At 65.4% G+C, this 26,943-nt stretch carries 22 protein-coding genes; 14 read left to right on the forward strand and 8 right to left on the reverse strand.

Going from position 1 to position 26,943, the window contains the following annotated elements:
- Positions 1-76: 76 nt before the first annotated feature.
- Positions 77-532 carry a hypothetical protein gene (locus NX773_RS07805; RefSeq protein ID WP_258855738.1) on the reverse strand — a complete coding sequence of 152 codons (456 nt, stop codon included), beginning with the start codon at positions 530-532 and terminating at the stop codon, positions 77-79.
- Positions 533-562: 30 nt separating this feature from the next.
- On the opposite strand from NX773_RS07805, the gene NX773_RS07810 reads away from it, so the two are divergent.
- From NX773_RS07810 to NX773_RS07835, 6 genes are all read left to right on the forward strand, one after another.
- Positions 563-934, forward strand: coding sequence for a hypothetical protein (locus NX773_RS07810; RefSeq protein ID WP_258855739.1), 372 nt, complete (start codon positions 563-565; stop codon positions 932-934).
- Between the two features lie 163 nt (positions 935-1,097).
- Positions 1,098-2,201: an efflux RND transporter periplasmic adaptor subunit gene (locus tag NX773_RS07815; protein ID WP_258855740.1), complete on the forward strand. Its 1,104-nt coding sequence runs from the start codon at positions 1,098-1,100 to the stop codon at positions 2,199-2,201.
- A 1-nt stretch (position 2,202) separates the two neighbouring features.
- Positions 2,203-5,286 carry an efflux RND transporter permease subunit gene (locus NX773_RS07820; protein ID WP_258855741.1) on the forward strand — a complete coding sequence of 1,028 codons (3,084 nt, stop codon included), beginning with the start codon at positions 2,203-2,205 and terminating at the stop codon, positions 5,284-5,286.
- A complete protein-coding gene (locus NX773_RS07825) occupies positions 5,279-5,581 on the forward strand; it encodes a DUF3240 family protein (RefSeq protein WP_258820118.1) in 303 nt (100 codons plus the stop codon). The genes NX773_RS07820 and NX773_RS07825 overlap by 8 nt, the downstream gene beginning before the upstream one ends.
- Complete coding sequence (locus NX773_RS07830; protein WP_258855742.1) at positions 5,578-6,810, forward strand: TolC family protein; 1,233 nt, start codon at positions 5,578-5,580, stop codon at positions 6,808-6,810. Before NX773_RS07825 ends, NX773_RS07830 begins: the two co-directional genes overlap by 4 nt.
- 852 nt (positions 6,811-7,662) lie before the next feature.
- Positions 7,663-8,037 carry a four-helix bundle copper-binding protein gene (locus tag NX773_RS07835; RefSeq protein WP_258855743.1) on the forward strand — a complete coding sequence of 125 codons (375 nt, stop codon included), beginning with the start codon at positions 7,663-7,665 and terminating at the stop codon, positions 8,035-8,037.
- Positions 8,038-8,073: 36 nt separating this feature from the next.
- Here NX773_RS07835 and NX773_RS07840 read toward each other — a convergent pair whose 3' ends face one another.
- A complete protein-coding gene (locus NX773_RS07840; RefSeq protein ID WP_258855744.1) occupies positions 8,074-8,823 on the reverse strand; it encodes a lipid-binding SYLF domain-containing protein in 750 nt (249 codons plus the stop codon).
- Positions 8,824-9,016: 193 nt separating this feature from the next.
- On the opposite strand from NX773_RS07840, the gene NX773_RS07845 reads away from it, so the two are divergent.
- On the forward strand, positions 9,017-9,421 hold the full coding sequence (locus tag NX773_RS07845; protein ID WP_258855745.1) for a DUF2784 domain-containing protein: 405 nt from the start codon (positions 9,017-9,019) through the stop codon (positions 9,419-9,421).
- On the opposite strand, the gene NX773_RS07850 is transcribed toward NX773_RS07845, so the two are convergent.
- Both NX773_RS07850 and NX773_RS07855 read right to left on the reverse strand, forming a co-directional pair.
- Positions 9,379-9,657: a hypothetical protein gene (locus tag NX773_RS07850; RefSeq protein ID WP_258855746.1), complete on the reverse strand. Its 279-nt coding sequence runs from the start codon at positions 9,655-9,657 to the stop codon at positions 9,379-9,381. The genes NX773_RS07845 and NX773_RS07850 overlap by 43 nt on opposite strands.
- 29 nt (positions 9,658-9,686) lie before the next feature.
- A complete protein-coding gene (locus tag NX773_RS07855; protein WP_258855747.1) occupies positions 9,687-11,231 on the reverse strand; it encodes an FAD-dependent oxidoreductase in 1,545 nt (514 codons plus the stop codon).
- Positions 11,232-11,428: 197 nt separating this feature from the next.
- Here NX773_RS07855 and NX773_RS07860 point away from each other — a divergent pair, with 197 nt between their 5' ends.
- On the forward strand, positions 11,429-13,666 hold the full coding sequence (locus NX773_RS07860; RefSeq protein ID WP_258855748.1) for a TonB-dependent receptor domain-containing protein: 2,238 nt from the start codon (positions 11,429-11,431) through the stop codon (positions 13,664-13,666).
- A 247-nt stretch (positions 13,667-13,913) separates the two neighbouring features.
- On the forward strand, positions 13,914-15,842 hold the full coding sequence (locus NX773_RS07865; RefSeq protein WP_258855749.1) for a PKD domain-containing protein: 1,929 nt from the start codon (positions 13,914-13,916) through the stop codon (positions 15,840-15,842).
- Positions 15,843-16,341: 499 nt separating this feature from the next.
- Here NX773_RS07865 and NX773_RS07870 read toward each other — a convergent pair whose 3' ends face one another.
- Together NX773_RS07870 and NX773_RS07875 are read right to left on the reverse strand one after the other, a co-directional pair.
- The gene (locus NX773_RS07870; protein ID WP_258855750.1) at positions 16,342-18,375 is read right to left on the reverse strand and encodes a hypothetical protein; all 2,034 of its coding nucleotides are present in this window, start codon (positions 18,373-18,375) and stop codon (positions 16,342-16,344) included.
- Between the two features lie 296 nt (positions 18,376-18,671).
- Positions 18,672-19,832: a cytochrome P450 gene (locus NX773_RS07875; protein WP_258855751.1), complete on the reverse strand. Its 1,161-nt coding sequence runs from the start codon at positions 19,830-19,832 to the stop codon at positions 18,672-18,674.
- Between the two features lie 222 nt (positions 19,833-20,054).
- Here NX773_RS07875 and NX773_RS07880 point away from each other — a divergent pair, with 222 nt between their 5' ends.
- The gene (locus NX773_RS07880; RefSeq protein ID WP_258855752.1) at positions 20,055-20,246 is read left to right on the forward strand and encodes a hypothetical protein; all 192 of its coding nucleotides are present in this window, start codon (positions 20,055-20,057) and stop codon (positions 20,244-20,246) included.
- A gap of 51 nt (positions 20,247-20,297) precedes the next feature.
- Here the strand turns inward: NX773_RS07880 and NX773_RS07885 are convergent, their stop codons facing one another.
- Complete coding sequence (locus NX773_RS07885; protein ID WP_258855753.1) at positions 20,298-21,437, reverse strand: hypothetical protein; 1,140 nt, start codon at positions 21,435-21,437, stop codon at positions 20,298-20,300.
- Positions 21,438-21,789: 352 nt separating this feature from the next.
- On the opposite strand from NX773_RS07885, the gene NX773_RS07890 reads away from it, so the two are divergent.
- The 4 genes from NX773_RS07890 to NX773_RS07905 are packed head-to-tail and all read left to right on the forward strand — an operon-like array spanning position 21,790 to position 26,388.
- Complete coding sequence (locus NX773_RS07890; protein WP_258855867.1) at positions 21,790-23,163, forward strand: efflux transporter outer membrane subunit; 1,374 nt, start codon at positions 21,790-21,792, stop codon at positions 23,161-23,163.
- Positions 23,164-23,190: 27 nt separating this feature from the next.
- Positions 23,191-24,477, forward strand: coding sequence for an efflux RND transporter periplasmic adaptor subunit (locus NX773_RS07895; RefSeq protein ID WP_258855754.1), 1,287 nt, complete (start codon positions 23,191-23,193; stop codon positions 24,475-24,477).
- The gene (locus NX773_RS07900; protein ID WP_258855755.1) at positions 24,474-25,193 is read left to right on the forward strand and encodes an ABC transporter ATP-binding protein; all 720 of its coding nucleotides are present in this window, start codon (positions 24,474-24,476) and stop codon (positions 25,191-25,193) included. The genes NX773_RS07895 and NX773_RS07900 overlap by 4 nt, the downstream gene beginning before the upstream one ends.
- Complete coding sequence (locus tag NX773_RS07905) at positions 25,183-26,388, forward strand: ABC transporter permease (RefSeq protein WP_258855756.1); 1,206 nt, start codon at positions 25,183-25,185, stop codon at positions 26,386-26,388. The genes NX773_RS07900 and NX773_RS07905 overlap by 11 nt, the downstream gene beginning before the upstream one ends.
- A 30-nt stretch (positions 26,389-26,418) precedes the next feature.
- Here the strand turns inward: NX773_RS07905 and NX773_RS07910 are convergent, their stop codons facing one another.
- On the reverse strand, positions 26,419-26,844 hold the full coding sequence (locus NX773_RS07910; RefSeq protein ID WP_258855757.1) for a YybH family protein: 426 nt from the start codon (positions 26,842-26,844) through the stop codon (positions 26,419-26,421).
- Between the last annotated feature and the right edge of the window lie 99 nt (positions 26,845-26,943).

Below are 26,943 nucleotides of genomic sequence, written 5' to 3' on the forward strand. Positions count from 1 at the left end.
AGGTCTCCTGCCCACGCGTCCAGGCGACGTCAGAACTGGTTGAACGCGTGGGCAGAAATCTGCCCACCCTACGGGATCAGCGGGGCGGTTTGCCTTGCCGCTCCAGGTCGACCGGTTCCTGGTTGGCCCCGGTTTCTGGCGTGCCCAGCCCGGTCTCCTTGGGGCCGGCCTGCTCGCTGCGCGTGTCCTGGAACCCGCGCCGGCCGGTATCCAGAGACTCACTATCCGCCGGCTGGCGCGGCTGCCCCTCTTGCTGCGCTGCCTGGCAGGCATCGTTACGGGTTAAGCCCGCGCCGCCGCTGCCGCCGGTCTCGGCCATGGTCTCGTGGGTCGGGGTGGACCCGGCTTCGCCGCTGGTCGGCCCGCCCACGCCGAGCGTGGTCGATGGGTCCGGCTGGCCGCTGTTTCCTGATCGGTTGCCGCTCATGTCATTCTCCTGCAAGTTGCCGATGCCCCGATTATGCGCCGCGTGCGCGCCGGCGGCGGTCAGCGCACGTAGCGCAGCGGCGTAGGAGGGGACCGGGACTATCATTTTGCGTTGCAGCATGTTAGAGTTGGTTACATGATGTGTTCGGTCCGCAAATTCGTCGCGCTGCTCATGCTGGTCGTGGTCACGACCAACGTGTTCGTCTGGGATTCCAGCAGCACGCGCATGGCGCACCAGATCAGCCACATCAGCCAGCTCGACCTTGGCGCCGGCAACCACAGCCACCCGTGCCTGGACGCCGCCCATTCGCTGGGCAAATGCAGCGTGTTGCACCAGGTGCTGCACGCGGTGGATCATCTCCAGTACTTCGCCGACCTGGCATCGCACGCGGCGATCCAGCTGCAGCGCGCCGGCCTTGGCCGGATTGCCTTCCCCGAGCGGGCGTATGCGCTTGCCACGCTCGAACCTCCCTACCGCCCTCCAAGCGAGCAGCCCGCCCCGGCCTGATCGCCAGCTTCGATCGTTTTTTCCTGCGGGTGCTCAGGCCGTGTAGCGGCATGGCTCGGATAATCGTCCGAACCACCGCTTCCGTTGCCGTTCGCAATCGCGTGCAGCCAGCCGGCTGGGCGCGTGAGGCGCCGGCCCGTGCACTGTCGTATTGGAAGAAAACATGAAGAATCCGGTATCCCTTTTCCTCGCCACCACGCTGGCCTGGTGTCCCGTTGCGTTTGCCGCCCAGCCAGGCGCGGCGATCCCCGTCTCCGCCCAACAAATGCAGGCGCTTGGCATCACGGTACAGCCGCTCAAGCGCGGCGCCACGTCGGGCGAGGCCACCGTGCCCGCCCGGGTGGTGCTGCCGCCCGGCGGTGAACTGGTGGCCAGCGCTCCCGTCTCCGGCCTTGCCGTGCAGGTGTATGTCCAGCCCAACCAGGCGGTGGCCAAGGGCGCGGCGCTGGTGCGCGTTGCCAGCCCCGAGCTCGGTTCGCTGCAGCTGAACCTGATGCAGGCCGCCAGCCGCGCGGCCCTGGCCCAGCGCACGGTCGAGCGCGAACGCGCCCTGTTCGGCGAAGGCATCGTGGCCCAGCGCCGCTTGCAGGAAGCCGAGGCGGCCCAGGCCGAGGCGCGCGCGGCGCTGTCGCAGGCACGTTCGGCCTTGCGTCTTGCCGGCATGGCGCCGGGCGCGATCGAGCGCGTTGCCGCCGGCGGCAAGCCGGACGATTCGATCACCGTCGCTGCCGCCGCTTCCGGTGTCGTGACCAAGGTCGAGGTGCGCCCCGGCCAGCGGGTCGACGCGTCGACCGCACTGGTCGGGCTGGCGCGGCTGGACCGCCTGGTGCTCGAAATCGAGGTGCCGGCCGCCGACGCGGCGCACTGGCCGGCTGGCGCACAGGTCGGCATCCAGGGCCGCAAGGCCAGGGCGGTGGTGAAGGGTACGAGCCCGCTGGTATCGGCCCAGACCCAGACCACCACGGTGCGCGCCGAGGTCGCGGGCGGCGCCGATGTGCGCCCGGGCGAACTGGTTGCGGTGCAGGTGCCGCAAGGCGCGGCCGGCAACGGATGGGACGTGCCGCTGGCCGCCGTGGCCCACGTGGGCAAGCAGGGGTACGTGTTCGTGCGCACCAGCAGCGGCTTCGAGGCACGCCCGGTGAGCGAGCTTGGCAGGGCGGGCCAGCAGGTGCGCGTGGCCGGCGCGCTCAAGGAAGGCGATGCGCTGGCGGTGTCCGGCGTGGTGGCGCTGAAGGGCGAGTGGCAGCGCGCTAATGGGGGGCAGTAACATGCTGTCTCGTCTTATCCAGGCCTGCCTTGCGCAGCGCCTGTTCGTGCTGCTGGCCGCGCTGATGCTGGCCGCATTCGGCTGGCACTCGTTCAGCCAGCTTCCGATCGACGCCTTCCCGGACGTGTCCAGCACGCAGGTGAAGGTGATCATGAAAGCGGCGGGCATGACGCCCGAGGAAGTCGAGACCCGGATCGCGGTGCCGATCGAGGTCGAAATGCTCGGTATCCCGCGCACCAAGCTGCTGCGTTCGGTGACCAAGTATGGCCTGGCCGACGTGACCATCGACTTCGAGGACGGCACCGACATCTACTGGGCGCGCCAGCAGGTCAGCGAACGCCTGTCCGGCATCGCCGACGTGCTGCCGCCATCGGCGACCGGGGGCATGGCGCCGATCACGACCCCGCTGGGCGAGATGTTCATGTTCACGGTGGACAGCAAGGACATGACGCTGGCCGAGCGCCGCACGCTGCTTGACCGGGTGATCCGCCCGGCGCTGCGTACGGTGCCGGGTGTGGCGGACGTGAACGCGCTTGGCGGCGCCGTGCGCGCGTTCGAGGTGGTGCCGGATGCGCCGGCGATGTCCGCGGCCGGCGTGAGCCTGGCGCAGATGGCCGACGCCATCCGCGCCAACAACCGCAATGACGGCGCCGGCCGGCTGGGCGAGGGCGGCGAGGTGCTGCTGGTACGCAGCGAAGGCAGCATCGCCACCGTCGAGGACCTGGCCGCCGTGGTGGTGACAGTCAAGAACGGTGTGCCGGTGCGCCTCGGTTCGCTGGCCACGGTACGGGTCGGGAACATCACCCGCAATGGTGCGGTGACGCGCAGCGGCGCGGGCGAAGCGGTCGAGGGCCTGGTGCTCGGCCTGGCAGGCGCCAACGCCCAGCGGGTGGTGGATGGCGTGCGCGCCAAGATCGCCGAGCTGCAGCCGACCCTGCCAAAAGGCGTCACGCTCAACGTGTTCTACGACCGCGCCTCGCTGGTCGAGCGCGCGGTGCACACGGTGTCCTCGGCGCTGCTGGAAGCGACCGTGCTGGTGATCGTGCTGCTCGGCCTGTTCCTGGGTAATTTGCGCGCGGCGGTGACGGTGGCGCTGGTGCTGCCGCTGGCGGCGCTGGTCACGTTCATTTTGATGGGCATGTTCGGCATGTCCGCCAACCTCATGAGCCTTGGCGGCCTGGCCATTGCGATCGGCATGCTGGTGGACGCGGCGGTGGTGGTGGTCGAGAACATCGTCCAGCACCTCGGCCACGATTCCGCGCAGGGCCGCCTGCCGCGGCTGCACGTGATCTACCGCGCGGTGCGCGAGGTGGCGGTGCCGGTCACGGCCGGCATCCTGATCATCGTGACGGTGTTCCTGCCGCTGCTGACGCTGCAAGGGCTGGAAGGGAAGTTCTTCGCCCCGGTGGCGCTGGCGATCGTGTTCGCGCTGGCCGGCTCGCTGGTGCTGTCGCTGACGGTGATCCCGGTGCTTGCGTCGTGGCTGGTCAAGGCCGGCGCGCACGCCGAACCCTGGCTGCCGCGCAAGCTGCTCTCGCTCTACCAGCCGGTGCTGGATTTTGCGATGCGGCGCCAGCGCGTGGTCGCGGTCGTGGCGGCAGTGCTGTTGGTGCTGGCGGGCGTGCTCTACACCCGCGTGGGCAAGACCTTCATGCCGACCATGGACGAGGGCGACCTGATCGTGGGTATCGAGAAGATCCCGTCGATCGGGCTGGAGCAAAGCGTGGCGCTGGACCTGAAGATCCAGCAGGCGATCATGAAGCAGGTGCCGGAGGTGACCGGGATCGTCGCGCGCGTCGGCTCCGACGAAATCGGCCTGGACCCGATGGGCCTGAACCAGACCGACACCTATCTGCTGCTCAAGCCGCGCGGGCAGTGGCGCATGAAGTCGAAGGATGAACTGATCGACGCCGTGCGCAAGGTGCTCGACCAGCTCCCCGGCATCAACTACAGCTTCACCCAGCCGATCGAGATGCGCGTGTCCGAGATGATCGTCGGCGTGCGCGGCGACATCGCGGTGAAGGTGTTCGGCCCCGAACTGGACAAGCTGAACGAATACGCCAAGGGCATCGAGGCGGTGCTCAAGACGATTCCCGGCAACCAGGACGTGTACACGGTGCAGAACGGCGGCGTGCAGTACCTGCGCGTGGTGGTCGACCGGCTTGCGGCCGGACGGCTTGGCCTGTCGGTGGACGAGATCCAGGACGCGCTGCGCGCCCAGGTCGAAGGCCAGCAGGCGGGCAATGCGATCGAGGCCGGCCGCCGCACCCCGATCGTGGTGCGCGCGGGCGAATCGGTACGGCTGTCGCCGGCCGGGTTCGAGCAGGTGCGCATCACCACGCGCGACGGCGCCAGCGTGCCGCTGGCGAGCGTGGCACGGCTGGAGCGTGCCGAAGGTCCGGTCAAGATCGACCGCGAGATGGGCAGCCGCTACAGCGTGGTGGTGGCCAACGTGACCGGGCGCGACCTGGTCGGCTTTGTCGAGGAAGCCAAGGCGGCGGTGGCGCGCAAGCTGCCGCTGGCCTCCGGCTACCGGATGACCTGGGGCGGCCAGTTCGAGAACCAGCAGCGGGCCGCGGCCCGGCTGTCGGTCGTGGTGCCGGCGGCGCTGGTGCTGATCTTCATCCTGCTGTTCACGACCTTCCGCTCGGTGCGGCAGGCGCTGCTGGTGCTGTCGATCATTCCGTTCGCGCTGGTCGGCGGCATCGTGGCGCTGTGGGTCACGGGGGAGTACCTGTCCGTGCCGGCTTCGGTCGGGTTCATCGCGCTGTTGGGCATCACGGTGCTGAACGGGGTGGTGCTGGTCAGCTACTTCAACCAGCTGCGCGAAGCCGGCATGCCTTTGGTGGAGGTGGTGGTGCATGGAGCGCGGCGGCGCCTGCGGCCGATCATGATGACCGCGTCGATCACCGCGTTCGGCCTGATCCCGCTGCTGCTGTCGAGCGGCCCGGGGTCGGAGATCCAGCGGCCGCTCGCGATCGTCGTGATCGGTGGCCTGGTGTCGGCCACCGCGCTGACCTTGCTGCTGCTGCCCATACTGTATTTGCGCTTCGCGTTTGCGAAACGGGAGGACCAACATGCCTGATATTTGCCTGACTTTGCTCTGCCATGCGGAGCTGGAAGAGCGCGTGCTCGATGCGCTGCTGCTCACCCCGCAACTGACCATCTTCACCAGCACCCCGATTTTCGTGCACGGGCTGGCGCACTCGGGCCTGGAAGAATCCGAGCAGGTGCTTGGCCGCGCCGACTGCGTGCAGGTGCAGGCGCTGATGCCGGAGGACGCGGGGCGCGAAGTTGTCGAGCGTATCAAGATCGAGTTCGCCGGTGCGCGGATGCGCTACTGGCTCACGCCGGTGATCGCCTCGGGAGCATGCGCATGAAACGACTGATATTGATCGCGGCCCTGGCCGCCGCCGGCGCACATGCCGAAACCCTGCCCACGATGCCTGGCCTGCTGCCGGAACCCGTGGCGCATCCCTTGCTGGTGAACGACGCGATGGTGGCGTCGGCGCGTGCCGACGCCGAAGCGGCGCGCCAGGATGCGCGGCTGGCGGAGAGCTCGCCCTACGAGTTCACGGCCCGCCTGAACGCGCAAAAGCGGCGGCTGGACGTTGGCCCGCAATACAAGGAATGGAACGTCGGGATCGAACGTACGCTGCGCTTGCCCGGCAAGGCGCAGGCCGACCGCCGCATCGGGCAGGCCTTCATGGCCGAGAGCGACGCCGTGTACGGCGAAGCGCTGCACGAGGCAGCGCGCGTGCTGCTGACCCTGTGGCTGGACTGGGCACAGGCCGAACGTGCAGTCGAACTGGCGGCGCGCAACCTGGTGGCCGCGCAGGAGAACGCCGACGCAGTCGACAAGCGCGTGAAGGCGGGCGACGCGGCGCGGCTGGACGCCAGCATTGCCCGTGCCGACCTGGCCGAGCAGGAACGCGCCGCCGTGGAAGCCAGGACGGCCGCCGCGGTGGCATGGGCCCAGCTGAACGCCCGCTTTCCAGGCCTGAAGCGCGAGCACGCCATGCTGCCCGAGCCGCAACCGCTGGCGCGGCCGCTGCAATTCTGGCGCGAACGCATTTTGGCCGAAAGCGACGAGCTGAAACTGGCCGCCGCAGCGCGCGACAAGGCGGCAGGTCATGCCGCGCGGGCGCGCGCCGAGCGCGTGCCGGACCCGACGGTAGGGGTGTACACGGCATCGGAGTTCGCTGGGCAGGAACGCTTCACGGGCGTGATGGTCAGCGTGCCGATCCCCGGCGCGCGGCGCAGCAGGCTGGCCGACAGGGCAGTGAGCGCTGCCGAGTCGGCGCGGCAGCTGCACCAGGCCAAGCTGGTTCAGCTGGAGGCGCATATCGCGTCCGAAGTGGCAACCGCCGAAGGCGCGTACGAGGCGTGGCGCGCCGCCCGCACCAACGCTGCCTCGATGGGCGAGAACGCGCGCCTGGCGACCCGCGCCTATGCGCTGGGCGAGGCGGACCTGCAGTCCTTGCTGGCGGCAAGGCGGCAGGCCAATAGCGCGGCCCTGAGCGCGCTCTCGGCCCAGGTCACGGCGGTGCATGCGCAGGCGGCGTTGATGGTCGATGCGCACTTGGTGTGGGGGCTGGGCGAGGAGTAGGCGAAGTTGCCGGGTGCGCGTCCTGTACGGGTTCCCGGACTGTCGCTGCTCGAGACGAGGCGGTTGGGCCAGGGCGGGCGGTCGGCTGAGCACCCGCCCTGTCTCACTTGCGGACGGTCTAACGGTCCGTGGGTGGCCCGAGCGCATTGGCGGTCGTTCGGCTGTCAATTGGCGAGCCAGCGTTCGAGCTACTCCCATGCTGGCTGGACGCGTGGGCAGGGGAACCTGCCCACCCTACGCGGTAGCGGTGCGGTGCGCACGTTCGGCCAAGCCATGAGTTGCCAGCGAATTGCGCCGACGGGCCCGCAGTGATACATGCTTGCCGCCACCATATCGTGCGGCCTCGGTCGCTTTCCCTGTGATAGGGTCGGGGGCATGAGGTTATCTGTTGGTGCATTCCTGCTGTGCCTGGCGTTAGCCGGTGCGGGGCCCGCCACCGCCGTTGTGCCTGCCGCTTCAAAGCCTGCGTGCCCGGGGCATGACCAGCGCGCGAGCGCAAGCCCAAACGCAAAGGGACGGACGAGCGGTGGTCACCGTGTCATCGTCCGCGGTAAGAACCAAGGGTGCCCGCCGGCGCGGCAGACACCAGCAGCCCGTTCCCCGGCGTGTTCCCCTTGCTGCCCCGGCACTTCCGCTCCGCCAACGCGCGGCGCGGAGCCGTCCTATGGCGACGTGCCCCCGGCGGCAATAATGCCACCCGCGGAGTCGTTCGGCGGCAGCATTCCGCCCGGGGACCATTCCTCTCGGTCGCCGGCCGACCCTTGCGCCGCACCGCGCCGGTCCCGCTAAGTCCACCAGGACTGTGCGCTGCAGACAGCCATCATCCACCCGTCACACACGAGGAGAAAGACAATGGATCGTCAGCAATTCCAATCCTGTATCGAAGCCTGCAACGACTGCGCCGATGCCTGCGATTTTTGCGCTGCGTCGTGCCTGCAGGAGCAGGATGTCAAGGCAATGGCGCGTTGCATTGCGCTTGACATCGACTGCGCGCAGATGTGCCGCCTTGCCGCCGGCGCGATGGCGCGCGGCAGCGAGGTGGCCGATGCGATCTGCAATACCTGCGCGCACCTTTGCGAGCTGTGTGCAGACGAGTGCGCCAAGCACCCGATGCAGCACTGCCGCGATTGCGCGGACGCCTGCCGTCGCTGCGCAGCCGAGTGCCGCCGGATGAGCGGCGCGCAGGCCAGCGGCACGGGCGCCGGCGCCGGCTCGCACGCCCACTAAGCGCTGACCTGGATTTTTCGCCCACGAATCGCGGGCCTAGCGGGCTGACGCCCCGCCCGCGCTCGACAGCGCCTGCTTCAATGTGTCGCTGTGCGGGCTGCTCACCTTGCCGCTCACCACATCCTGCACCGTGAGCGCCTTGCCATAGTAGGCCTGGGTCGCCTTCTGGTTGTAGCGGATGTCGTTGATCGCCAGTGTGGCCACATTGCCGAACAGGCCTTTGGAGCCGGTCCAGACCACGACATCGCCAGCGCCAGCCTGGCCCTGGGCCTGCGCGCGCCAGTTCACGACGGTAAGGCCCGCGTCCGCGCTCAGGTTGAAGTTGTTCTTTTGCCGGAAGCTGTTCAGGGCCTTGTCGTTCATGAGCAGCAGCGCCACGGGCCCGCCTTCGACGCCGGCCTGCAGCCCCACGCTGATGCCGCCGGTGTTGAAGAAGGCCGGATCACTCCATGTGCCATCGGTGCGCTTTTCGGAGAACACGCCGGCGCCGCCGGCTGCGCCCAGGCCAAGCGCCGCGCGGCCATAACGCGGCATGATGTAGATGCCGCGCGCCTGGGAGAGCAGCCGACTGATGTTGGTATCGGACGCCAGCGTGCGGACCACGGCCGCCGCGTCATCCACGTGCTTGATGGCAGTGGAAGCGGCGCTGCTGGTGCCGCCGGTGCTGCCGCTGCTCTGCTGGCTGGCAGAGCTGCCTTGCGCCAACGCCGGCTCGCCCAAGCCGGCAAGCATGATGAGGCCGACGGCGGACAAGACGGCCCGTCTGGTGGGTAGGTGCAATTTCATGCCGATCCTCCTTTCTTCGAATGGCTACGCCTCGATCGGGGGTGTCAGCCTTCGAGGATAAGGGGAGGGGACCGCAGGCGTTTGATCCGGCGCAGGCGTGCCGGCCCGGCCGGGATCGGCGTGGTGGCGAAGCCACCGCCCATGCGCGAGACGTCTTTACAGCGCACGCTCGCGGGCATAGGCTCGTTGCACGATGACATACCGTGTCGCCGCAGCTGCCGTGCTGTTCCTTCACCTTGCGTTCATCCTGTTCGTGATGGGGGGCGCCTTGCTTGCCGTGCGGCGCCGGTGGGTGCTGGCCGTGCATTTGCCGGCCGCGCTGTGGGGCGTGTGGGCGGAGCTGGGCGACGCACCTTGTCCATTGACCGGCATCGAGAACTACCTGCGCATGCGTGGTGGCCTGGCCGGCTATCGCGAAGGCTTCATCGAGCACTACCTGCTTGCAGCGATCTACCCGAGCGGGCTGGGCCGCGAGCTGCAACTTCTACTGGCAGCAGTCGTCCTGGCAACGAATGTTGTGCTGTACACGCTGGTGTTGCGCCGTCGCGGGCGTGGTCAGACGGGAAGTTCGGAGGTTCCGCCGGCCGAGGAGCCGTAGTTTTGCAGGTCGCTGAACTCCAGCCGCCGCTCCTGGAGCGCGGCGAGTATTCGCGCCAGTTGCTCTTCGTTGGGCACGATGTACACCATGGCCTGGTCGATCTCGTTCTCCCAGCGGTGCCCATACGGCACCGCGTCCTCTCGCATGACCTTCGCGACAAAGCGGCCGTCGCGCAGTTCGCCGAACAGCGTCACCATCGGGGTGTCGGGCGTGGTGTTCTTTACTGTGATGCTCATTCAACTCCTCCTCGGAAAGATGAAGCGGTTCAGTCCTCGGCACCGGTCTCGTCCGGCTGATCGGGTTCGCCCGCTGGTGAAATGTCGGGCGCGCGGGCCAGCGGCGTGAGCGCGGGGCCCTCCAGCACCTGGCCATCCGGCCCGAACCTGCTGCCGTGACAATGGCAATCCCAGCTCGTCTCGGCGTCGTTCCACTGCAGGTCGCATCCCATGTGCGTGCATTTGGCGCCCACGATGAGCACGCGGCCATCCTCGCAGCGGAAGGCGGCTAGCTTCTGGCCGCCGTGCTCGAGTTGCCGGCTTTCGCACAGCGGCAAATCGGCGAAGAGGGCGCGCGCGGCCTGATCCAGCGGCAGCACAGCGGACGGCGCGGCTTCGGTGCGCTCACGCTCGAAGCCATCGGGCCGCTTGCCGTTTGCCAGCCGCGACGGGCTATACAGGTCGTCCCACGGCGTAGGCCGGCCGCGCATCTGCTCCGCCACCATCATTCCGGCGAGCGTGCCGTAGGTCAGGCCGTCACCGGAAAAACCGGTCGCGATCCAGGTGCGCGCGCTGTCCACGTTCCTGCCTATGCAGGGCAGCAAGTCCTCGGACCGGTAGCGCTGCGCGGACCAGCGGTAGTCGACCGGGCCAAGCTTGAAATGCGTACGGGCGTAACACTCCAGCGCGTCGAACGGATGGGCCGTTGCCTGCGCATGACCGGTGGGATGGGGCGCGCCGACGGCGACCAGCCAGGCAATCCCGCCTTCCGTGAAAAGGCGCAGCGAGTAGTTGTCCTGGCCAAGCACCCAGTAGATGCCCGGCTCTGGTAGTGCGTCCTCGAGCCGCAGGGCGACCGCGTATTCGCGCACCACGTCCAGCTTCGATTGCACGAGGTGCACGCCGACCGGCGTGTGGGTGGCCAGCAAAATCCGCTCGCAGCGCACCGATCCGTTCGGGGTTCGGATCTCGCCGTTGGCATCGTCCACCGCCAGCGCCGGGGTATTTTCAAACACCAGGCAGCGATCGCCCACGATGTGCTGCGCCAGCTGGCGTACGTAATCGAGCGGCTGGAACTGCGCCTGGTTCTCCACGCGCAACGTGCGCCGTGCGGGCAGGGGCAGGGGAGACGCGTCCACCAGCCGCGCCTGCAGGCCTGCGGCCTGTGCGGCCTTGTGTTCCTCTTCAACCGCCCCTGTGGTCTCGGGTGTGCTGGCGATCAGGTGCCAGGCGGTGCGAGTGAACGCGCACTTGAGCGACAGTGCCTGGATCGTCTGCGCGAGCGCATCGACGGCCGAAGCACGCGATTCGGCCACGGCGCGCATGGTCGCCTCGCCGCGCCGCCGTGCGATCTCTCGCAGGCCCATATCGGTCAGCGCATACAGATTGCCGGTGGAGTGGCCGGTGCTCGAACCGCCGATGCGGTGCGCCTCCAGCACCGCGACGGTCTTTCCGCCAGCCGCCAGCAGCATTGCGGCGGTCAGGCCGGTGATGCCGGCGCCGACCACCGCCACGTCCACCGCGATGTCAGTCTGCAGCGTGGGCAGACACGCCATTTTCACGGCAGTTCCTTGCCACAGTGATGCGGTATCCATGTTCGCTCCCGGCGCCTTGTCGCACCAATCATCATTCCAGCAAACGCGATGTCGTGGCGCTGCATTGCCTGTCACCACTTACCGAGGCGTATTGACGTGCGTGTAAGGACTGTACTAACGAGCAACTCTTGTTTATCGTCTCGAATTTGGTGCCTGCCGGCCGAGTGCCCCCTGCCACACAATCGATCGATGTCTTGATGCTCAAATCCACGAACACCAGCGCGCTGTGCGCTGCCTCCCGCAAACTGCTGCTTGGCGCCCTGGTCGGCGACGTGCTGTGCAGCGGATGGGCCCTGGCGCAGCAGGCGCCTGTCGCCAAACCCGTCGTACAGCAGCCTGTGCAGGCGGACACCGCCAACGCCAACAACGGCGAGGTGCCTGCGGTGACGGTATCGGCGCAGCGGCCCGCCAGCCGCATCGACCGGCAAGTCTACGACGTCAAATCCGATGCCAGCAGCACCAACGGCACGGCGGCGGACGCGCTCAACAACGTGCCCTCGGTGTCGCTTGACCCGGACGGCACGCTCACCCTGCGCGGCAGCAGCAACGTGCAGATCTACATCGACGGCAAGCCCTCGGCCATGTTTCAGGGTGAGAACCGGGCGGCTGCGCTGCAGGCACTGCCATCGGAAGACATCGAATCGATTGAGGTCATCAACAACCCCGGCGCGCAGTTCGGCAACGAGACGGGCGGGGGACCGATCCTGAACATTGTGATGAAACGGACGCGCAAGCCCGGCGGATTCGGGGTTGTCAATGCGAATGGCGGAACGGCAGGGCGCTACAACTCGGCGGTATCGGGCACTTACAACAGTGGCCGCATCGGCCTGCAGGGCGGGATCAACGTGCGCCATGACGGGCGCAACTTGGTCGGCCAGGTCGAGCGCGAGCGGGTCAATGTTGCCACCGGCGAAGTGACGCGCAGCGCGCAGGCATCCAGTTCCGCCGGGCTGAACGAGTCCGCGGGGCTGAACGGCAGCATCAAATACAACCTGGGCGACACGGACACGCTCAGTGCCGCGGTCTCGTGGCTCGGGCGCACCAACGACGCCAACGCGGTGGACCGCTATCTTGGCTTTGGTCTTGATGGCGTCACCGTCAGCGACTACCAGCGCACCACCGCGCGCGGCGGCGACAGCAGCAACTACACGGTCAGCACGCATTGGGATCGCAAGGGCGAACTGCCGGGCGAAATCTTCAAGCTGGACCTGCGCGTTTCGTCGGCGCGCAACGCCAGCGACAGCGATTACGCGAACGCCTACAGCGTGCGCCCGCCAGGTACGCGCGACAGCCGCAGCCAGCAGGTCAACGACAACACGACCCGGATCACGGACTTCAGTGGCGACTACGAGCGGCCCGGCGACAAGGGCGTCCTCAAGCTCGGTTTCAAGGCGATCGCACAGAAGAGCGGCGTGGACGCGCTGTATGAGGACATCGATGTGGTCACCGGGGCCGGCGTGGTCAACCCGCGCCGAACCAACAGCTTCGAGCTGAACCAGCACAATCTGGCTGCGTACGCCTCGTACCAGCTGCGGCTGACCGACCGGCTTGGCGTGCTGGGCGGCCTGCGCGCCGAATACACGCATGTGGACATCGACCAGATCACGTCGAACATCAACGCGACCAACCATTACGTGAACGCCATTCCGAGCGCGTTTGCGACCTACAAGCTGACGGACGATACCAACCTGCGGCTGGCGTACGCGCGGCGCTTGCGGCGCGCCAGCGCAGCCGAGCTCAATCCGTTCGTGGTTTATCGGGACGAGCTGAACGAATCCGCCGGCAATCCAAGCCTGCATCCGGCGCTGACCGATTCGTTGGAACTGGGGCTGGAGTCGCGCCTGATGGGGTTGGAAGCGAACCTGCGCGGCTACTACCGCAGGGACAAGGACGCGATCCTGTACCGCCGCAGCTTCGTTGGCGATGCAGTGGTGCTGACGCGGCCGGAGAACGGTCCCGGATCCCGGACGGGCGGCCTTGAGTTCACGCTTGGCGGCAAGGTCACGCCACGATTTTCAATCAACACGAGCGGCAACCTGGCGCATATCGAGCAGCCGCAACTGGACGCAACCGGTGCCGACGTGCGCCGCAGCGCGACCTCATTGAGCATGCGCGGGCGCTTCAACGTCGAGTTGACCGACGTGGACCACCTGCAGGTGGCGCTGAACGGACAAGGCAAGGCGCTGACCGGCCAGGGCTACCGCCAGCCGACGTCGTTCACCAACGTCAGCCTGCGCCACAACATCACGCCGGCGCTGTCAGTGGTGATGAACGTGACCGACATCTTCAACACGCAAAAGATCGAGACCGTGACCGATACCGAAACGCTCAGGGAGACGAACCTCAGGCGGTTTGACGGACGGATTGTCTATCTTGGACTGTCGTGGCGGCTTGGCGGGCCGGCGGCTGTCGGGCGGGGTGCAGTGCGCAATTGAGACGGCGGGCGATCAGCCGGGAACGGTCGCCGTGTTGGACATCTCAGTTGACTTACGCCCTGATCTTTCGCTTCAGGAAGTCTTCCGTTCCGCCGTGCAAGGACGCAGTCCCGATACTCACATGGGACGAGCTCCCGCAGGCCATGCATTTGACGCCCGCCAGTAGCGGCCTTCAGCCATCGACCTAAGCTGGAGTTGGCGCGTCCGTTGGCATCGCTCCGGGCGCAAAAACTGACAGGAGGAAAGAATGGAAACCCAGGCCCGACTACCCGGCGCGCACGCCCCTTGGGGCCGCTCCTCGCTATTATGGCACCTCATCGCGTTGGCCGCCTGCGGCGCGCTGTGGGAAGGCCGGGCGTTCGCTACGGGACAGGCCGAGGAGGCGCCCGTCGCGGCCGCGGCATCGGGCACAAGGTACAACGTTGTCCCGCTTTCGGACGATCCCGAGGTGGCAGCCGCATACATCAACAACAAGGGGCAGGTGGCATTTACCGAGAACCCTTTCAATCCCAACGAGTTTACGCGGGCCCGCTTTTTCGACGGGAAAACGGTGCGGTCGATCATCCCGTTCCGCGCGCGCCAGTCCGCCGCGTCCGCCCTGAACGAGGTCGGGCAAGTCACCGGGTTCGTCGACAGCCGCAGGTTCTCCGGCGCCTACCGATGGAGCAAGGAGAAGGGTTTCGAGCGCCTTCTGCCCGCAGGCGGACAAGGCTTCGACATCAACAACAAGGGTGAGGTGGCGGGTTTTACTTTTTTTGATCCCACCCACCCCACGCAGGCCAACGCCGCTTTGTGGAACGCCGCCAACGTCGCGACGAGTGTCGGTCCGCTCAACACCGGCTCCTTTGCGCTTGCCCTCAACGATGCGGAAACGGTCGTGGGCGTGTTCCCGTTGGTGGTGGCGGGCCAATTCCTCCAACTGCCGTTCAGGTGGACCCAGTCCGCGGGGCTCCACACGCCTTCGACGATTCCCAGCGACAGGTCGGCAGCGAACGACATCAACACCGCCGGGTACGTCGTCGGCGGCGCGGTCTTCCAGGAGGGCCAGCGCGAACATGCATTCTTGTGGACACCACAGGAGCAGTTAATCGATATTGGAGGCAACGGGTTCTCGATCGCGACCAAAATCAACGACAAGGGGATGGTGATCGGGCTGAAAGAGCCGTTTGCTTTTGCCTGGACGCGCGCGAGCGGGTTGGTCCAGATTGGCGCCGGCATTCCCAATGTCACCCAGTCGCTGGCGGACGACCTGAATAACCGCGGCCAGGTCGTAGGAACCGCCAACCTGGCCGGATCGCGCGCCTATATCTGGTCCCTGGCCGGCGGAATCGTGGACCTGAACACGCGCGTGCGCAACTTGCCGCACGGGCTGTTCCTGCGGCGAGCCCTGGCGATATCGGACTACGGCTCGATCGTTGCAACCACCGACACGGGGCTGGTCCTGCTGACCACCCAGCCCGTCTCCGGCCTGCGTCCGCTGGTCGGCCCGATCACCGTCACCGGCAAGCAGCAACCCGGCCATCTGCTGTCCTTCTCCGCCAACTTCACCGATTCCGACCCGCACGATACCCACAAGGCTACCTGGGACTGGGGCGACGGACACAAGGACACGGGAACGGTCAATGAGCGCAACGGCAGCGGCAACGTCAGTGGCCAGCACACCTACAAAGCCCAGGGCGATTACACCGTCAAGCTCACCGTGACCGACTCCAGCGGCAAGAGCACGGTCGTCCGGCTCAACGTCACCGTGGTCAAGACTTGCCCCTGCGTGGCGGGCGAGGGCCGGTTCGTGTCGCCGGCCAACGCCTTCCGGGAGCCTACGAGCCGACCCGGTGTTGCGACGTTCGCCTTTGCCTCCGATGCCGGCAGCATGGCGGTGGTCCGGTTCAACTCGGCGGGTTTGCGCTTTCAGAGCGATCAAGTCGATTCGAAGGCGCTGCGGGGGACGGAATTGCAGTTCGGCGGCAGCGGCACCCTCAACGGCGCGGGCGGCTACAAGTTCACCCTGGCCGCCACGACGAATGAAGCAGGCAAGCTGAACGGCGTTCGCGTCCGGATCTGGCATGCAGATCCGCGTTCCGGCGCCGAGGTTGTCGACTACGACAACATGCGGGCCAGCGCCGCTGGCGCCATCGCGACCGTGGACGAGGGAACGATCTCGGCCGACACCGAGTGAAGCGGGCACGCGGGCGGCCGGGCTGCCCGCGTACAAACCGCAAGTGCAGTTGGCGGACCCTGTTGCGTCATTGCACGGTGACGAGGGAGCCGTGTCATGGGAGGGAACGGTTGCTACGGCCCGGTCAGCATCTGAAATTGTCGCTGTGGGTGTGATCGCGATGCGTAGGGGACCGGGTGCGCAGCTACGATTTGACATAATATAAATTATGCGAACAGAAGGCCGGGCAGCGGCGAGATCTCAAACGCTGCCGCCGAGTCAGCAAAGTCCTTTCTGGGCAACAGGATCGCCGCTCAGGAGCACCGGCTGATCTCACAGATCTCCTTCCTGCCAATATGCCGATCGGCGAGCGAAGATCGGGCTGGGCCAGCACCGTTTCGGCCCTGCGGACCGTCAGCACGTGCTCGGGCAGCCGGCGCTCCAGCCGTGCCAGGTGCAGCTCGCTGGCGCCACCAGCCTGGCCTTAACCTCAAGGTCTCCAACACGCCCAACCTATCGCTTATGCTAAATTTGCTGCTTGGGTGAAGTAATAATGGCCACCATGGAGGATCACCAATACATTGCCGTGATTCGCGTTGTTGGCCACGGCGCCTTGTGCGTTGTAATTGCCCTGCGTTGTTACAACGGTAACGGTTCCGTTGAGATTATGGCCGGCAAGCCTCAGTCGGTTTGCTATTTCTTGAATGAGTCCCGGCAACATTGGAAGCTGACCATGTGCGCTGAAATGGGCATTGTGCGCACTGTGATTATTCAACCAGTTTCGAATCTCTGCTGCCTCGTGATCCGTAAGATGAACGCCAAAAGCACCAGCTATGGCATAGATTAGACAGTTATTGCCGTCTGACCCGCCATAATATGCTTGAACGCCATTTTGTTCAGCCAAATGTTGGACTTCTTGCGGAATATGTGGCTGATACGCACTGACATCGGCACTCTCGGCTGTCACATCGCTTGAACCAGTGTACAGTTTGCTTTGCAGCTCCGCCAGCCTTGAGAGTTGAACCGTCAGATTATTCATAATTTGTTTAATCGCTTGTCCGGTACCCTGCTCAATTGCATACTCCTTGTGGCTATGGATCAGGATAACCATATTTGCGATTGCTCGCTTGACCAACTTGATGTAAAACAGATACGCGATTTTTTGTACGTTGGCGGCCATTGGCGTGGTGGGAAATTTGACATCCGCGCCTGACAGGAACGCAGCTACGTTGGCATGCGCTTGTTCTATATTCGAATTTTCCTTCGAGCCCAGGAATTTTCGTCTCTTTGTCGAGCTTCCTTCCTTCTTTGCTGCTTTAGATTTCTGCTTGTTCGCGGAGCCTAGATACGCTTCTTTATGTGCTTCGATCGCAACCGATGCCAGCTCTTTATCCAGAAATAGTTGGGTGTCCTCAGCGGTTTTCAATATGAAATCAGGATTCGCTGACAGCATATTGAGGAATTTTTTGAAAACGGTATGCACCGCTTTGTAATCCGTTCCAACGCTTTCGTCTGATATTGTCGGTGGAAAGTTTACGTCAAGTGTTGGGCCAAGCGTGTTTAGCCAGTGCTCTGATTGCTGGGTTTGGGTAAATGGGGCGTAGAGCGCAGAATCGGGGACGATATCGTTAAACTTCGATAAGTATTGTGCCTCGTAGAGATCCTGAGCGGTCAGGTTTTTCTCCAGTTTGTCCTTTCTCTGGTACGAGCTTTTGATGAGATCGTCGGCTTGATGAAAAGGGAGCCCGCCGCTCGCGTCCACTGAAAATTCGTAATTTTTACCTGATTCGTAGGGCCGCTTGTTGAAACCATTCTTCCGAGGTGCTGGCTGCGCTAGCTTGCCATAGGCGCGTATTCTTTCGTCAATCACCTTACGGTAGCCTTCCGATGGTTTTGCTTCTTTTGGTAACGATGGGATGTCGGAGAAAAAATCTCTGAACTCTTGATCTCTGATCTTTCCGTGTGCTGAGTACGGTAAATCAGCTTTCTCGAGATCGCCCTTCTCTTTAAGTGCATCAGCTGCCTTGAAGCCTTTGAATTCAGAGTCTACGCGATATCCCGAGCCTCGCTGCGGGGTCAGCGTGACCTGAGCTGGTTGGCTGACTCGGTTCCATGTGCCGTCCATGCCCTGCTCAATGACAAAGCTCTCGCCGTCTTCTGACGTAAGGGTAACCCTCCCTCCCGAGATTGTGCTGGTTTGTTGGTAGACCTTGTTTGTGTCTGTATCTCTCCACGAAAATGTCTGGTTATCCTGGATGAAGACACCTTGGACAACCTGAGACGTATCGGCCGTATGAGGTGCGGTTGCCGCATGCTCCATTTGCCGGCCCGCCTGCCGATTGTCAACAAGCTGGACGAAGCTCTTTTTTATGCTGTTGCCCGCCATCTCTTGCGCCTTCCGGGTCTGTATGCTGGAAGGCCGGTTGTCCAGGTGCTGAAATCCGGGCGAATCCCGCGTTTTCTCATTCCTGGCCTTGGCAGTGGCCGACGTAGCTTGACTATCCCGGTTTTTATCCGCATACGATTGCATGGCTAACCCTTTTTTGAGTTGCACCCTTGATTGAAAAAGATGGGGATGAGCTTTGCTCGCGCCGCGACCAGTTTGACGCTGGGTGAGAAAGCTTCAGAATGAGAAGTGCCGAGACCCGAACCTCCGGCATGTCTCGCATGCCCATCCGTGATCGTTGCAATAATGAAATTGTACGCTCTCTGGCGCACAAGTGGATATCAGGGCTTAGTCGGAAGCCAACATTTGAAGAGCGGCTCAATGACACAGGCTCGGCACGCGGATGGCAGCCGCGTGTCGCCTGTGTTCCTTTATGTAGCCGGAGCCGTAGTGCCTGCGTGTGTTCAGGCTGCTTCGATTCGCAGCGGCAGCTCGACGAAGCCGCTCGCCGGATACACGGCGTTCACCGGTGCCGCATCTGGAGCCGGCGCGATTTTTTTTACGCGCGCCAAAAGTTCCTCGACAATGATGCGCAACTCAAGGCGCGCCAGCGGTGCTCCCGGACAAACGTGAATGCCTGCTCCATACAACAGGTTCTTCGATGGATCCCGGTCCAGGCGGAACGAGTCTGGTTCATCGAACACCGCTTCATCGCGATTTGCCGATGCCCACATCAAGGTGATGCGTTCGCCGGCGGCGAGGTATTGGCCGCCGATTTCCACAGGTCTCGTCAGCACGCGCCGGTTCGAGATCAATGGCGCATGCAGGCGCAGGATTTCATCGACGGCCGCCGGGACCAGCGTGACGTTTTCCCGCAAACGCTGCTGTAGTGCCGGCCACGCAGCCAGATAGTGCGCGACAATGCCGACGCTGGCGGCAATCGTGCTCAGCTCGCCGACAGTCCAGTTGCGCAGGATGCTGATGATCTCTTCCTCATTCAGCGGGCGCCCGCCCACGCGCTCGCGCAACAGACTGGTCGTCAGGTCGGCGGGCGCGCTTGCACCCGCGCTGCGGCGTACCGCCAGCAGTTCGCGAATATAGCCATCGAACTCGAAGGCAACCGCCTCCATCGCCGCACGGTCACGCGCCAGGGTCGCTGCATGGTTCTTGCGCGTCCACCTCCGCAGCGGATCACGCAGTTCGCTTGGCCAGCCAAGAAAGGCGGATTGCACCCGCAGTGCATAGTCCTCGGCAATTGCACTCATGAACTCGACCACGCCCGCCGCCGGCAAGCTGTCCATCAATTCAATGGCGATGGCGCGGCACGCCGGTTCGAACGCCTGCATGCGCTCCACGCTGAAATACGGCTCGATGATGCGACGGTACTCGGTGTGCTGCGGCGGATCCATGCCACTCGGAACGGCAAGGTGGCTGGAGACGGCACTGCTGAATGTGAGGGGGGCGTGCAGCGCGCGCGTAACGTCGTCATGCCGAAACAGCGACCAGTTCAGGTAGTCGCTATGGGCCACCGGGCACCGGCGCCGCATCTCGTCATAGGCCGCGATCTGATCCTGAAGCACCGCTTCGGACCGTGGGTCCCATTCGGGGCTTGATTTACTGTCCATGATTCCAGTACAACATGCCGCGCACCGCGGCCGCGTACATGTTCCCTTGAGGATGTTAGTGACCTGAAGATTGTATCGGATGGAAATGCGATCGCAGGCGCTGATTGCGAAATGCTTGATCTGGTGAATGGAAACGACGTGGAGTGGGCAGATCAGTCCGGGTTTCCAAGGATGAGTGCCATGGGTACACTAGTGTCTCTTGCGCAACCTACGGACAAAGTCGTGAACCCAGCTCCAGCGGCCGGCCAGTTGGCCGACCTGATCAACGCATACAAGCAGGACCAGGAATCGGTGTACAACACCTGGTTTGTCGGCAGTGACGAACGGATGAAGGCCTTCCGCTCGATCAGTACATTCCCTTCGACCTGCTCGACAAACATTGCGAAGCGCTGTGCATGTTCGGGCAAGACCTGAACGCTTTGCGCAAGATCGCACGCGGCTGTCACTGCGCCTGAGCGGCCGCGCTCACGCCGTCACCGGCGCAACCGGCATTCCGCGCGCCGCCCCGAGCAGTCGGACCAGCCGTCTTGCAAGCTGCGACAAGGCCCACGCGTAAGCGTAAATCAACGCGACCACCAGACCGAACAGGGCAAACAGCAGCGGCTGCGGCTGGCCTGCTATCGGCACGCCAAAAGCCCTGCTCGCAGCGGCAACGGCAAACATCATCAGCGGGAAATGGCAGGCGAAAATGACCGAATTTGCGGCCGGAAATCCCCGAGCGAGCCGCCACAGCAAGACCGACCGGCGATCCCGGTAAATCCTGCTACTGCCCAAGGCGAGCAGCAGGCAGGTCAGCCCGATGCCGAACTGCAGATCGAGCAAGCTGCGAACCACCAGCACATACTGCTCCGGCACCTCGGACAGGTGCGATCCGACCACACGCGAAGTCAGCAGGCTCGCCACGAAGAGCACGAACGCCCTGCCCCGCCCTAGCCGTTCCTGCAGCCGCAAACGGTAGTGATAGACCCCGGCACCCATCATCCACAACAGCAGGTAGCCCACGAACTCCGGGGCCAGGACGGAGCCGACGATGGCGACGAAGGCCCCGAGCACCGCGCCCGTGCGGCGACGCGTGGGCAGGACAAACGCGGCAAAGGCCAGGTAGGCCCAGCATTCGTACGCCAGCAGGTAGAGCATCGAGTTGCTGCCAAGGCCGGGAACGATGAAGCGCTGGACCGGCAGCAGGTTTTCGGCAACCGCGCGCAGCGAAAAATCGGGCGTGAACTGATCGAAATAGGCGTAGGTGCCAGTGGAGCGCAGCTCGCAATGACCGGTCAGGTCCAGCAAGCCGCCAAGCAGCAGGCCGGGAACCAGAAATGCGTAGAACCACAAGGCCTTGTGGGCGATATCGCGCCACGCGCCGGCACCCTGCAATTTCCATCGGCGCAGGGATAACCCGCCCAGCAACATGCCGCTGACCAGCATGTACAGCACAAAGCCTTCGTGCCCCAGGCTGGTGCCAAAATAGAACAGGTTCAGCAGCACGCCCTTCTCTGCCACGTCGTCGTACGGAGCTAGCAATAGAAAGCGCACGTGATAGAGCACCACCGCGAAGGCGGCCAGCCAGCGCCACCAGCCCAGCATGGTTACAAAATGCTTGTTCACGCAAAAACCTCCTGGCCAGTAGACACCGCTGCCGCAACCTCACCCCAAACTAGCACCAGACCGGGCCGCTGCCTTGATCCACGCTGACGAATTGTTGGGAACCGCGCCGGACCCAACGGATCCAGCGCCACTCCATGCCTGCTCGGCAAAAGCATGAATCAGGCAAGGCGCCGGAAAGACACAATATTTGAAGACAGAAATTCCTGGCATTAACATTCATTTACAGCAGAATCGGCCATAATGAACGGCGGCCTGAAGTGGTCGACCGTGTTTCCAACTGACGGCATCCAATATGCATCGACTATATCGTGCGGGCCGCATGCGCCTGTACGGAACCTGCCTCCTCACAATAATGGGCGCGGGTTGCGCAACGCACCGGCCGATGGCCGGCCCCGGGTACCAGGCGCCACAACAGCAGGCGCCCGCGACATGGCACGGCGCAACCGATTCGGCCGGCCTCACGCCCGCCAGCCCGGCCGCACTGGCGCGCTGGTGGCGGGTGCTGGGCGACTCCCAGCTCGACACGCTGGTGGAACAGGCACTGGCGGCCAATGGCGACGTGCGGCTGGCAGCAGCGCGCGTACGTCAGGCCCGCGCCGTGCGTGTGCAGGCGCGCGCCGGCCTGTTTCCGACCCTGACAGCCAACCTGTCGCCAACCACGCGCAGCGCGTCCACGAGCGGCGTGCGCGCCACCTCCACCCTGTACGAAGCAGGCTTTGACGCTGGCTGGGAAGTCGACCTGTTCGGCAAGAACGGCCGCACGCTGGAGGCGGCCGGCGCCGACCTGGAGGCCAGCGAGGCGTCGCTGGCCAACGTGAAGGTGTCGCTCGTGGCCGAAGTGGTGCAGAGTTATGTCGACCTGCGCAGCTACCAGCAGCGCCTGGCCATCGCCCGCGAAAACCTGGCCAGCCAGACCGAGACCGTGCAGCTGGCGCAGTGGCGCAACCAGGCCGGCCTTGTGAGCACCAGCGACGTTGACCAGGCCGTGGCCAGCCGCGAGCAGACCCGCGCCTCGATCTCCGACCTGGAAATGGCGATCGCCAATGCCCAGAACCGGCTGGCCGTGCTGTTGGCGCAGCAGCCGGGCGCCTTGCGATCGGCGCTGCAGGAGCCGCGTCCCTTGCCCCGGGTTCCCGCCCGCGTTGCGGTTGGCATTCCCGCCGACGCGCTGCGGGCGCGTCCGGACCTTGCCGCCGCCGAGCGCAGCCTGGCTGCGGAAACCGCACGGGTCGGCGCGCAAATGGCGCAGCGCTACCCGAGCCTGAACCTGTCGGGCTCGATCTTCTGGCAGGCCGCTTCGCTCGGCGCGCTCGGCACGGCCGACACGCTGGTGCGCAGCGCCGCCGGCTCGCTGGCGGCCACGCTGTTCGACGCCGGACGGCTGCGCAGCGCGGTCGAGGTGCGCAGCGCCGTGCAGGAGCAGGCGCTCATCGCCTATCAGAACGCGGTGCTGTCGGCGCTGGAAGAAGTCGAGGACGCGCTGGTGGCCTACGGCGCCGCGCGCGACCGCCTCGAGGCCCGCACCAGTGCGGCCGATGCGGCTGCCCGCGCCGCCACCACGTCGCGCCAGATGTACCAATCGGGTCTGTCCGATTTCCAGCGCCTGCTCGACGCCGAGCGCACCCGTCTTTCCGCGCAGGACGCGCTGGCCAGCGCGCAAGCGGCCCAGTTGTCCGCGCTCGTGGCCCTTTACAAGGCACTCGGCGGCGGATGGCAGCAGGCCTGACGTCTCCCCTCTTCCGGAACCGCAAGCATGACAACCAAAGTTAGCGACGACACCAAGGACAAACTGCAGCGCCTGCTCGACGACGCTGCCGCCGGCACTTCCGGGCATGCCCGGCGCCGCTGGCCCATGATCGCCGGCGCGCTCGTGGTGGCGGCATTCGTGGTGGCATACCTCGCCACGCGCAGCGCCGGCCCGACGGTCAAGTACGTCACCGAGCAGGCCGCAATCGGCGATCTCGTCGTCACCGCATCGGCCAGCGGCACGCTGGCACCGACCAAGTCGGTGGACGTGGGCAGCGAGCTGTCCGGCACCCTGGCGTCCGTGCTGGTGGACGAGAACGACACCGTCAAAAAGGGCCAGTTGATGGCGCAACTGGACAAGTCGCGCCTGAACGACACCGTGTTCAAGTCACGCGCCGCAGTGCAGGCGGCCGAAGGCCAGGTCGCGCAGGCGCAAGCCACGGTGGCCGAGGCGCGCGCGTCGCTCACGCGCATGCGCCAGGTGTCCGAGCTCTCGGGTGGCAAGGTGCCGGCACGCACGGAACTGGAGGCAGCCGAAGCGGCCCTGCAGCGCGCCATCGCCAACGAGTCGACCGCGCGCGGCCAGGCCGCACAGGCGCGCGCCACCCTCAAGACCGACGAGACCAACCTGACCAAGGCCGACATCCGCTCGCCGGTGGACGGCGTGGTACTGACGCGCAAGGTCGAGCCGGGCAACACGGTGGTGGCCGCCATGACCACGCCCGTGCTGTTCGTCGTGGCGGAGGACCTCACCCGCATGCAGCTGCAGGTCAAGGTGGACGAGGCCGACGTCGCTACCGTGCGGCCCGGCCAGCCGGCCAGCTTCACCGTGTCCGCATGGCCGGGGCGCCGCTTTCCGGCCGCGATCCAGCGTGTCGGTCTGGGCGCGACCACGACCGATAACGTGGTCACCTACAAGACCATCCTGGATGTGGTGAACAAGGACCTTGCACTGCGCCCGGGCATGACGGCCACCGCGTCGATCGTCACCGCGCGGCGCGACAAGACGCTGCTGGTGCCCAATGCCGCCCTGCGCTTCGTGCCGCCGCAGCAGTCGGGCCAGGCAGCGCAAGGCGGCTTCGTGAGCCAGCTCATGCCGCGCTTTCCTGCAGCGCCGCGGCGCGCCGCCAAGCCGGTCAACGGCCAGGCGCAGGTCTGGGTGCTGGGCGCAAACGGCCCGCAGCCGGTCGGTGTGCACACGGGCGTGAGCGACGGCCGCCATACCGAAGTGACGGGCGGCGAGCTCAAAGCCGGCATGGCGGTGATCACCGACTACGAAGAGGCGGCCAAGTGAGCGAGCAAGAGGCGCCGCTGATCGAGCTGCGCGCCATCACCAAGACCTTCGGCGAAGGCGCCGTGGCCTTCCAGGCACTGCGCGGCATCGACCTGTCGATCGCCGCCGGCGATTTCGTGGCCGTGATGGGGCCCAGCGGTTCGGGCAAATCGACGGCGATGAACATTCTCGGCTGCCTGGATTCGCCCACCTCCGGCGAATATCTGTTCCAGGGCATCCACGTCGAACGGCTCGACCGCAACCAGCGCGCCCTGCTGCGCCGCGGCTACCTCGGGTTCGTGTTCCAAGGTTTTAACCTGCTGGCCCGCACCTCGGCGCAGGAGAACGTCGAGCTGCCCCTGCTCTACCGGGGCGAACCGCCCGAGCAGCGGCGCGCCGCGGCGCGCGCCGCGCTTGCCATGGTGGGCCTGGACGGCTGGGAGGACCACACGCCGGCCGAACTGTCCGGCGGCCAGCAGCAGCGCGTGGCGATCGCGCGCGCCATCGTCACCAGGCCGCTGGTCCTGCTGGCCGATGAACCGACCGGCAACCTGGACTCCAAGCGCAGCCACGAGATCATGCAGCTGATCGCCGACCTGAACCGCGAACAAGGCATTACCGTCGTCATGGTCACCCACGAGCCGGACATGGCCCGCTACGCGCACCGCATCATTCATTTCATCGACGGGGCGATCGACAGCGAGACCGTCAACGAGGAGGCCGCCGATGCTCGGTAACGCCTTGCTGGTGGCGCTGCGCGAAATCCGCCGCAACCTGTTGCGCTCGTTCCTGACCGTGCTGGGCATCGTGATCGGTGTGGCGGCCGTGATCACCATGGTCACGCTGGGCAACGGCGCGACCCAGATGGTATCCGACCAGATCTCCAGCCTGGGCAGCAACCTGTTGATGGTGCGCCCTGGCCAGCGCATGGGCCCGCGCGACGGCGCCCGTCCGCCCAACTTCAAGCTGGCCGACATCGAGGCACTGCGTTTGCAGCTGAGCGGGGTCAAGGCGGTGGCGCCGGCGGTGAGCCGCACCTCGACACTGGTCGCCGGCAACAACAACTGGTCTTCCGTGGTCAACGGCACCACCAACGACTACTTCATTGCCGGGAATTGGAAGCTGGCCGCGGGCCGCGAGTTCAACGAGGACGAGGAAAAGGCCGGCAAGGCGGTGTGCGTCATCGGCAACACGGTGCGCAAGCAACTGTTCGGCAGCCAGAACCCGGTCGGCGCCCAACTGCGCGTGAAAAACTTCTCGTGCGAGATCGTCGGTCTGCTGGCTTCCAAGGGCCAGGGCGCGATGGGGATGGACCAGGACGACGTGGTGGTGATGCCGATCGCCACCGTCCAGCGCCGCATCACGGGCGACACCGACGTGAGCACGATCCTGGTTTCGCTGCGCGACTCGGCACGCACGGCGCAAGTGATGAAGCAGATTAACGCCCTGCTGCGCGAACGGCGCCGGCTGGCGGAGAACGAGGACGACAATTTCAACGTCATGGACACCAAGCAGATCGCCGACACCCTGTCGGGTACGATCCGCACCATGACCGGGCTTTTGGGCGCGGTGGCGGCGGTCAGCCTGCTGGTGGGCGGCATCGGCATCATGAACATCATGCTGGTGTCGGTGCGCGAGCGCACCCGCGAGATCGGCATTCGCCTGGCCATCGGGGCGCTGGAGCGCGAGGTGCTGCTGCAGTTCCTGATCGAGGCGGTGGTGCTGTCCGGTTTCGGTGGCCTGATTGGCATTGCGATCGCGCTTGCGGCCTGCGTTGGCCTGGCGGCGCTGATGCACATGCCGTTCCTGTTCAGTCCCTCGATCAACCTGACCGCGTTCGTGTTCTCGGCCGCGATCGGGATCATCTTCGGCTATTTTCCGGCCCGGCGGGCGGCGCACCTGGACCCGATCGAAGCGCTGCGGCACGAGTAAGGCGCGCCGGGGCAGTCCGGCGCCTGCGCGCTATTTGGCCTTGCGCGACGACCAGTGCACATGGGTGATCAGCCAGCCGTCGCCGTCGCGCTCCAGCAGCACCGTTTCGGTGCCGAACAGATGCACCGGCTTGCCCTGGTGGCTGCCCGTGGTCTCGGTCTCGCGGCGCACGATGGCCAGGTCCCCCGACGCCTGTTCATGCTGTTGCAGGATGCGCATCGTGGTGGTCTTTGCGAACGCCATGTCTGCGGGCAGGTGATGCGCTGCATATTCGGCGCGCGAACGCTCGACGTAGCCGGACTCGTAGATGTCCACTGCCGGCGCGAGCAGCGCACTGGCCTGCGCCATGTCACCGCGCTTGAGCGCCTCGTGGAAGCTGGCGACGGTTTCGGCCGGTGTGGCGGCCAACGCCGGCACGGACAATACGGCAAGGGCGGCGAACAGCAGGTGGCGCATGTGGACTCCTTCAGCGGGATGTTGAAGTGGACGATCATACCGCAGGTGGGCTGCTTGCTGCCCACGCGTTCAGCCCCCGCATGCTGCGCTTGAACGCGT

Origin of the sequence: Massilia solisilvae, assembly GCF_024753215.1 — a bacterium.
Taxonomy (GTDB): domain Bacteria; phylum Pseudomonadota; class Gammaproteobacteria; order Burkholderiales; family Burkholderiaceae_D; genus Telluria; species Telluria solisilvae.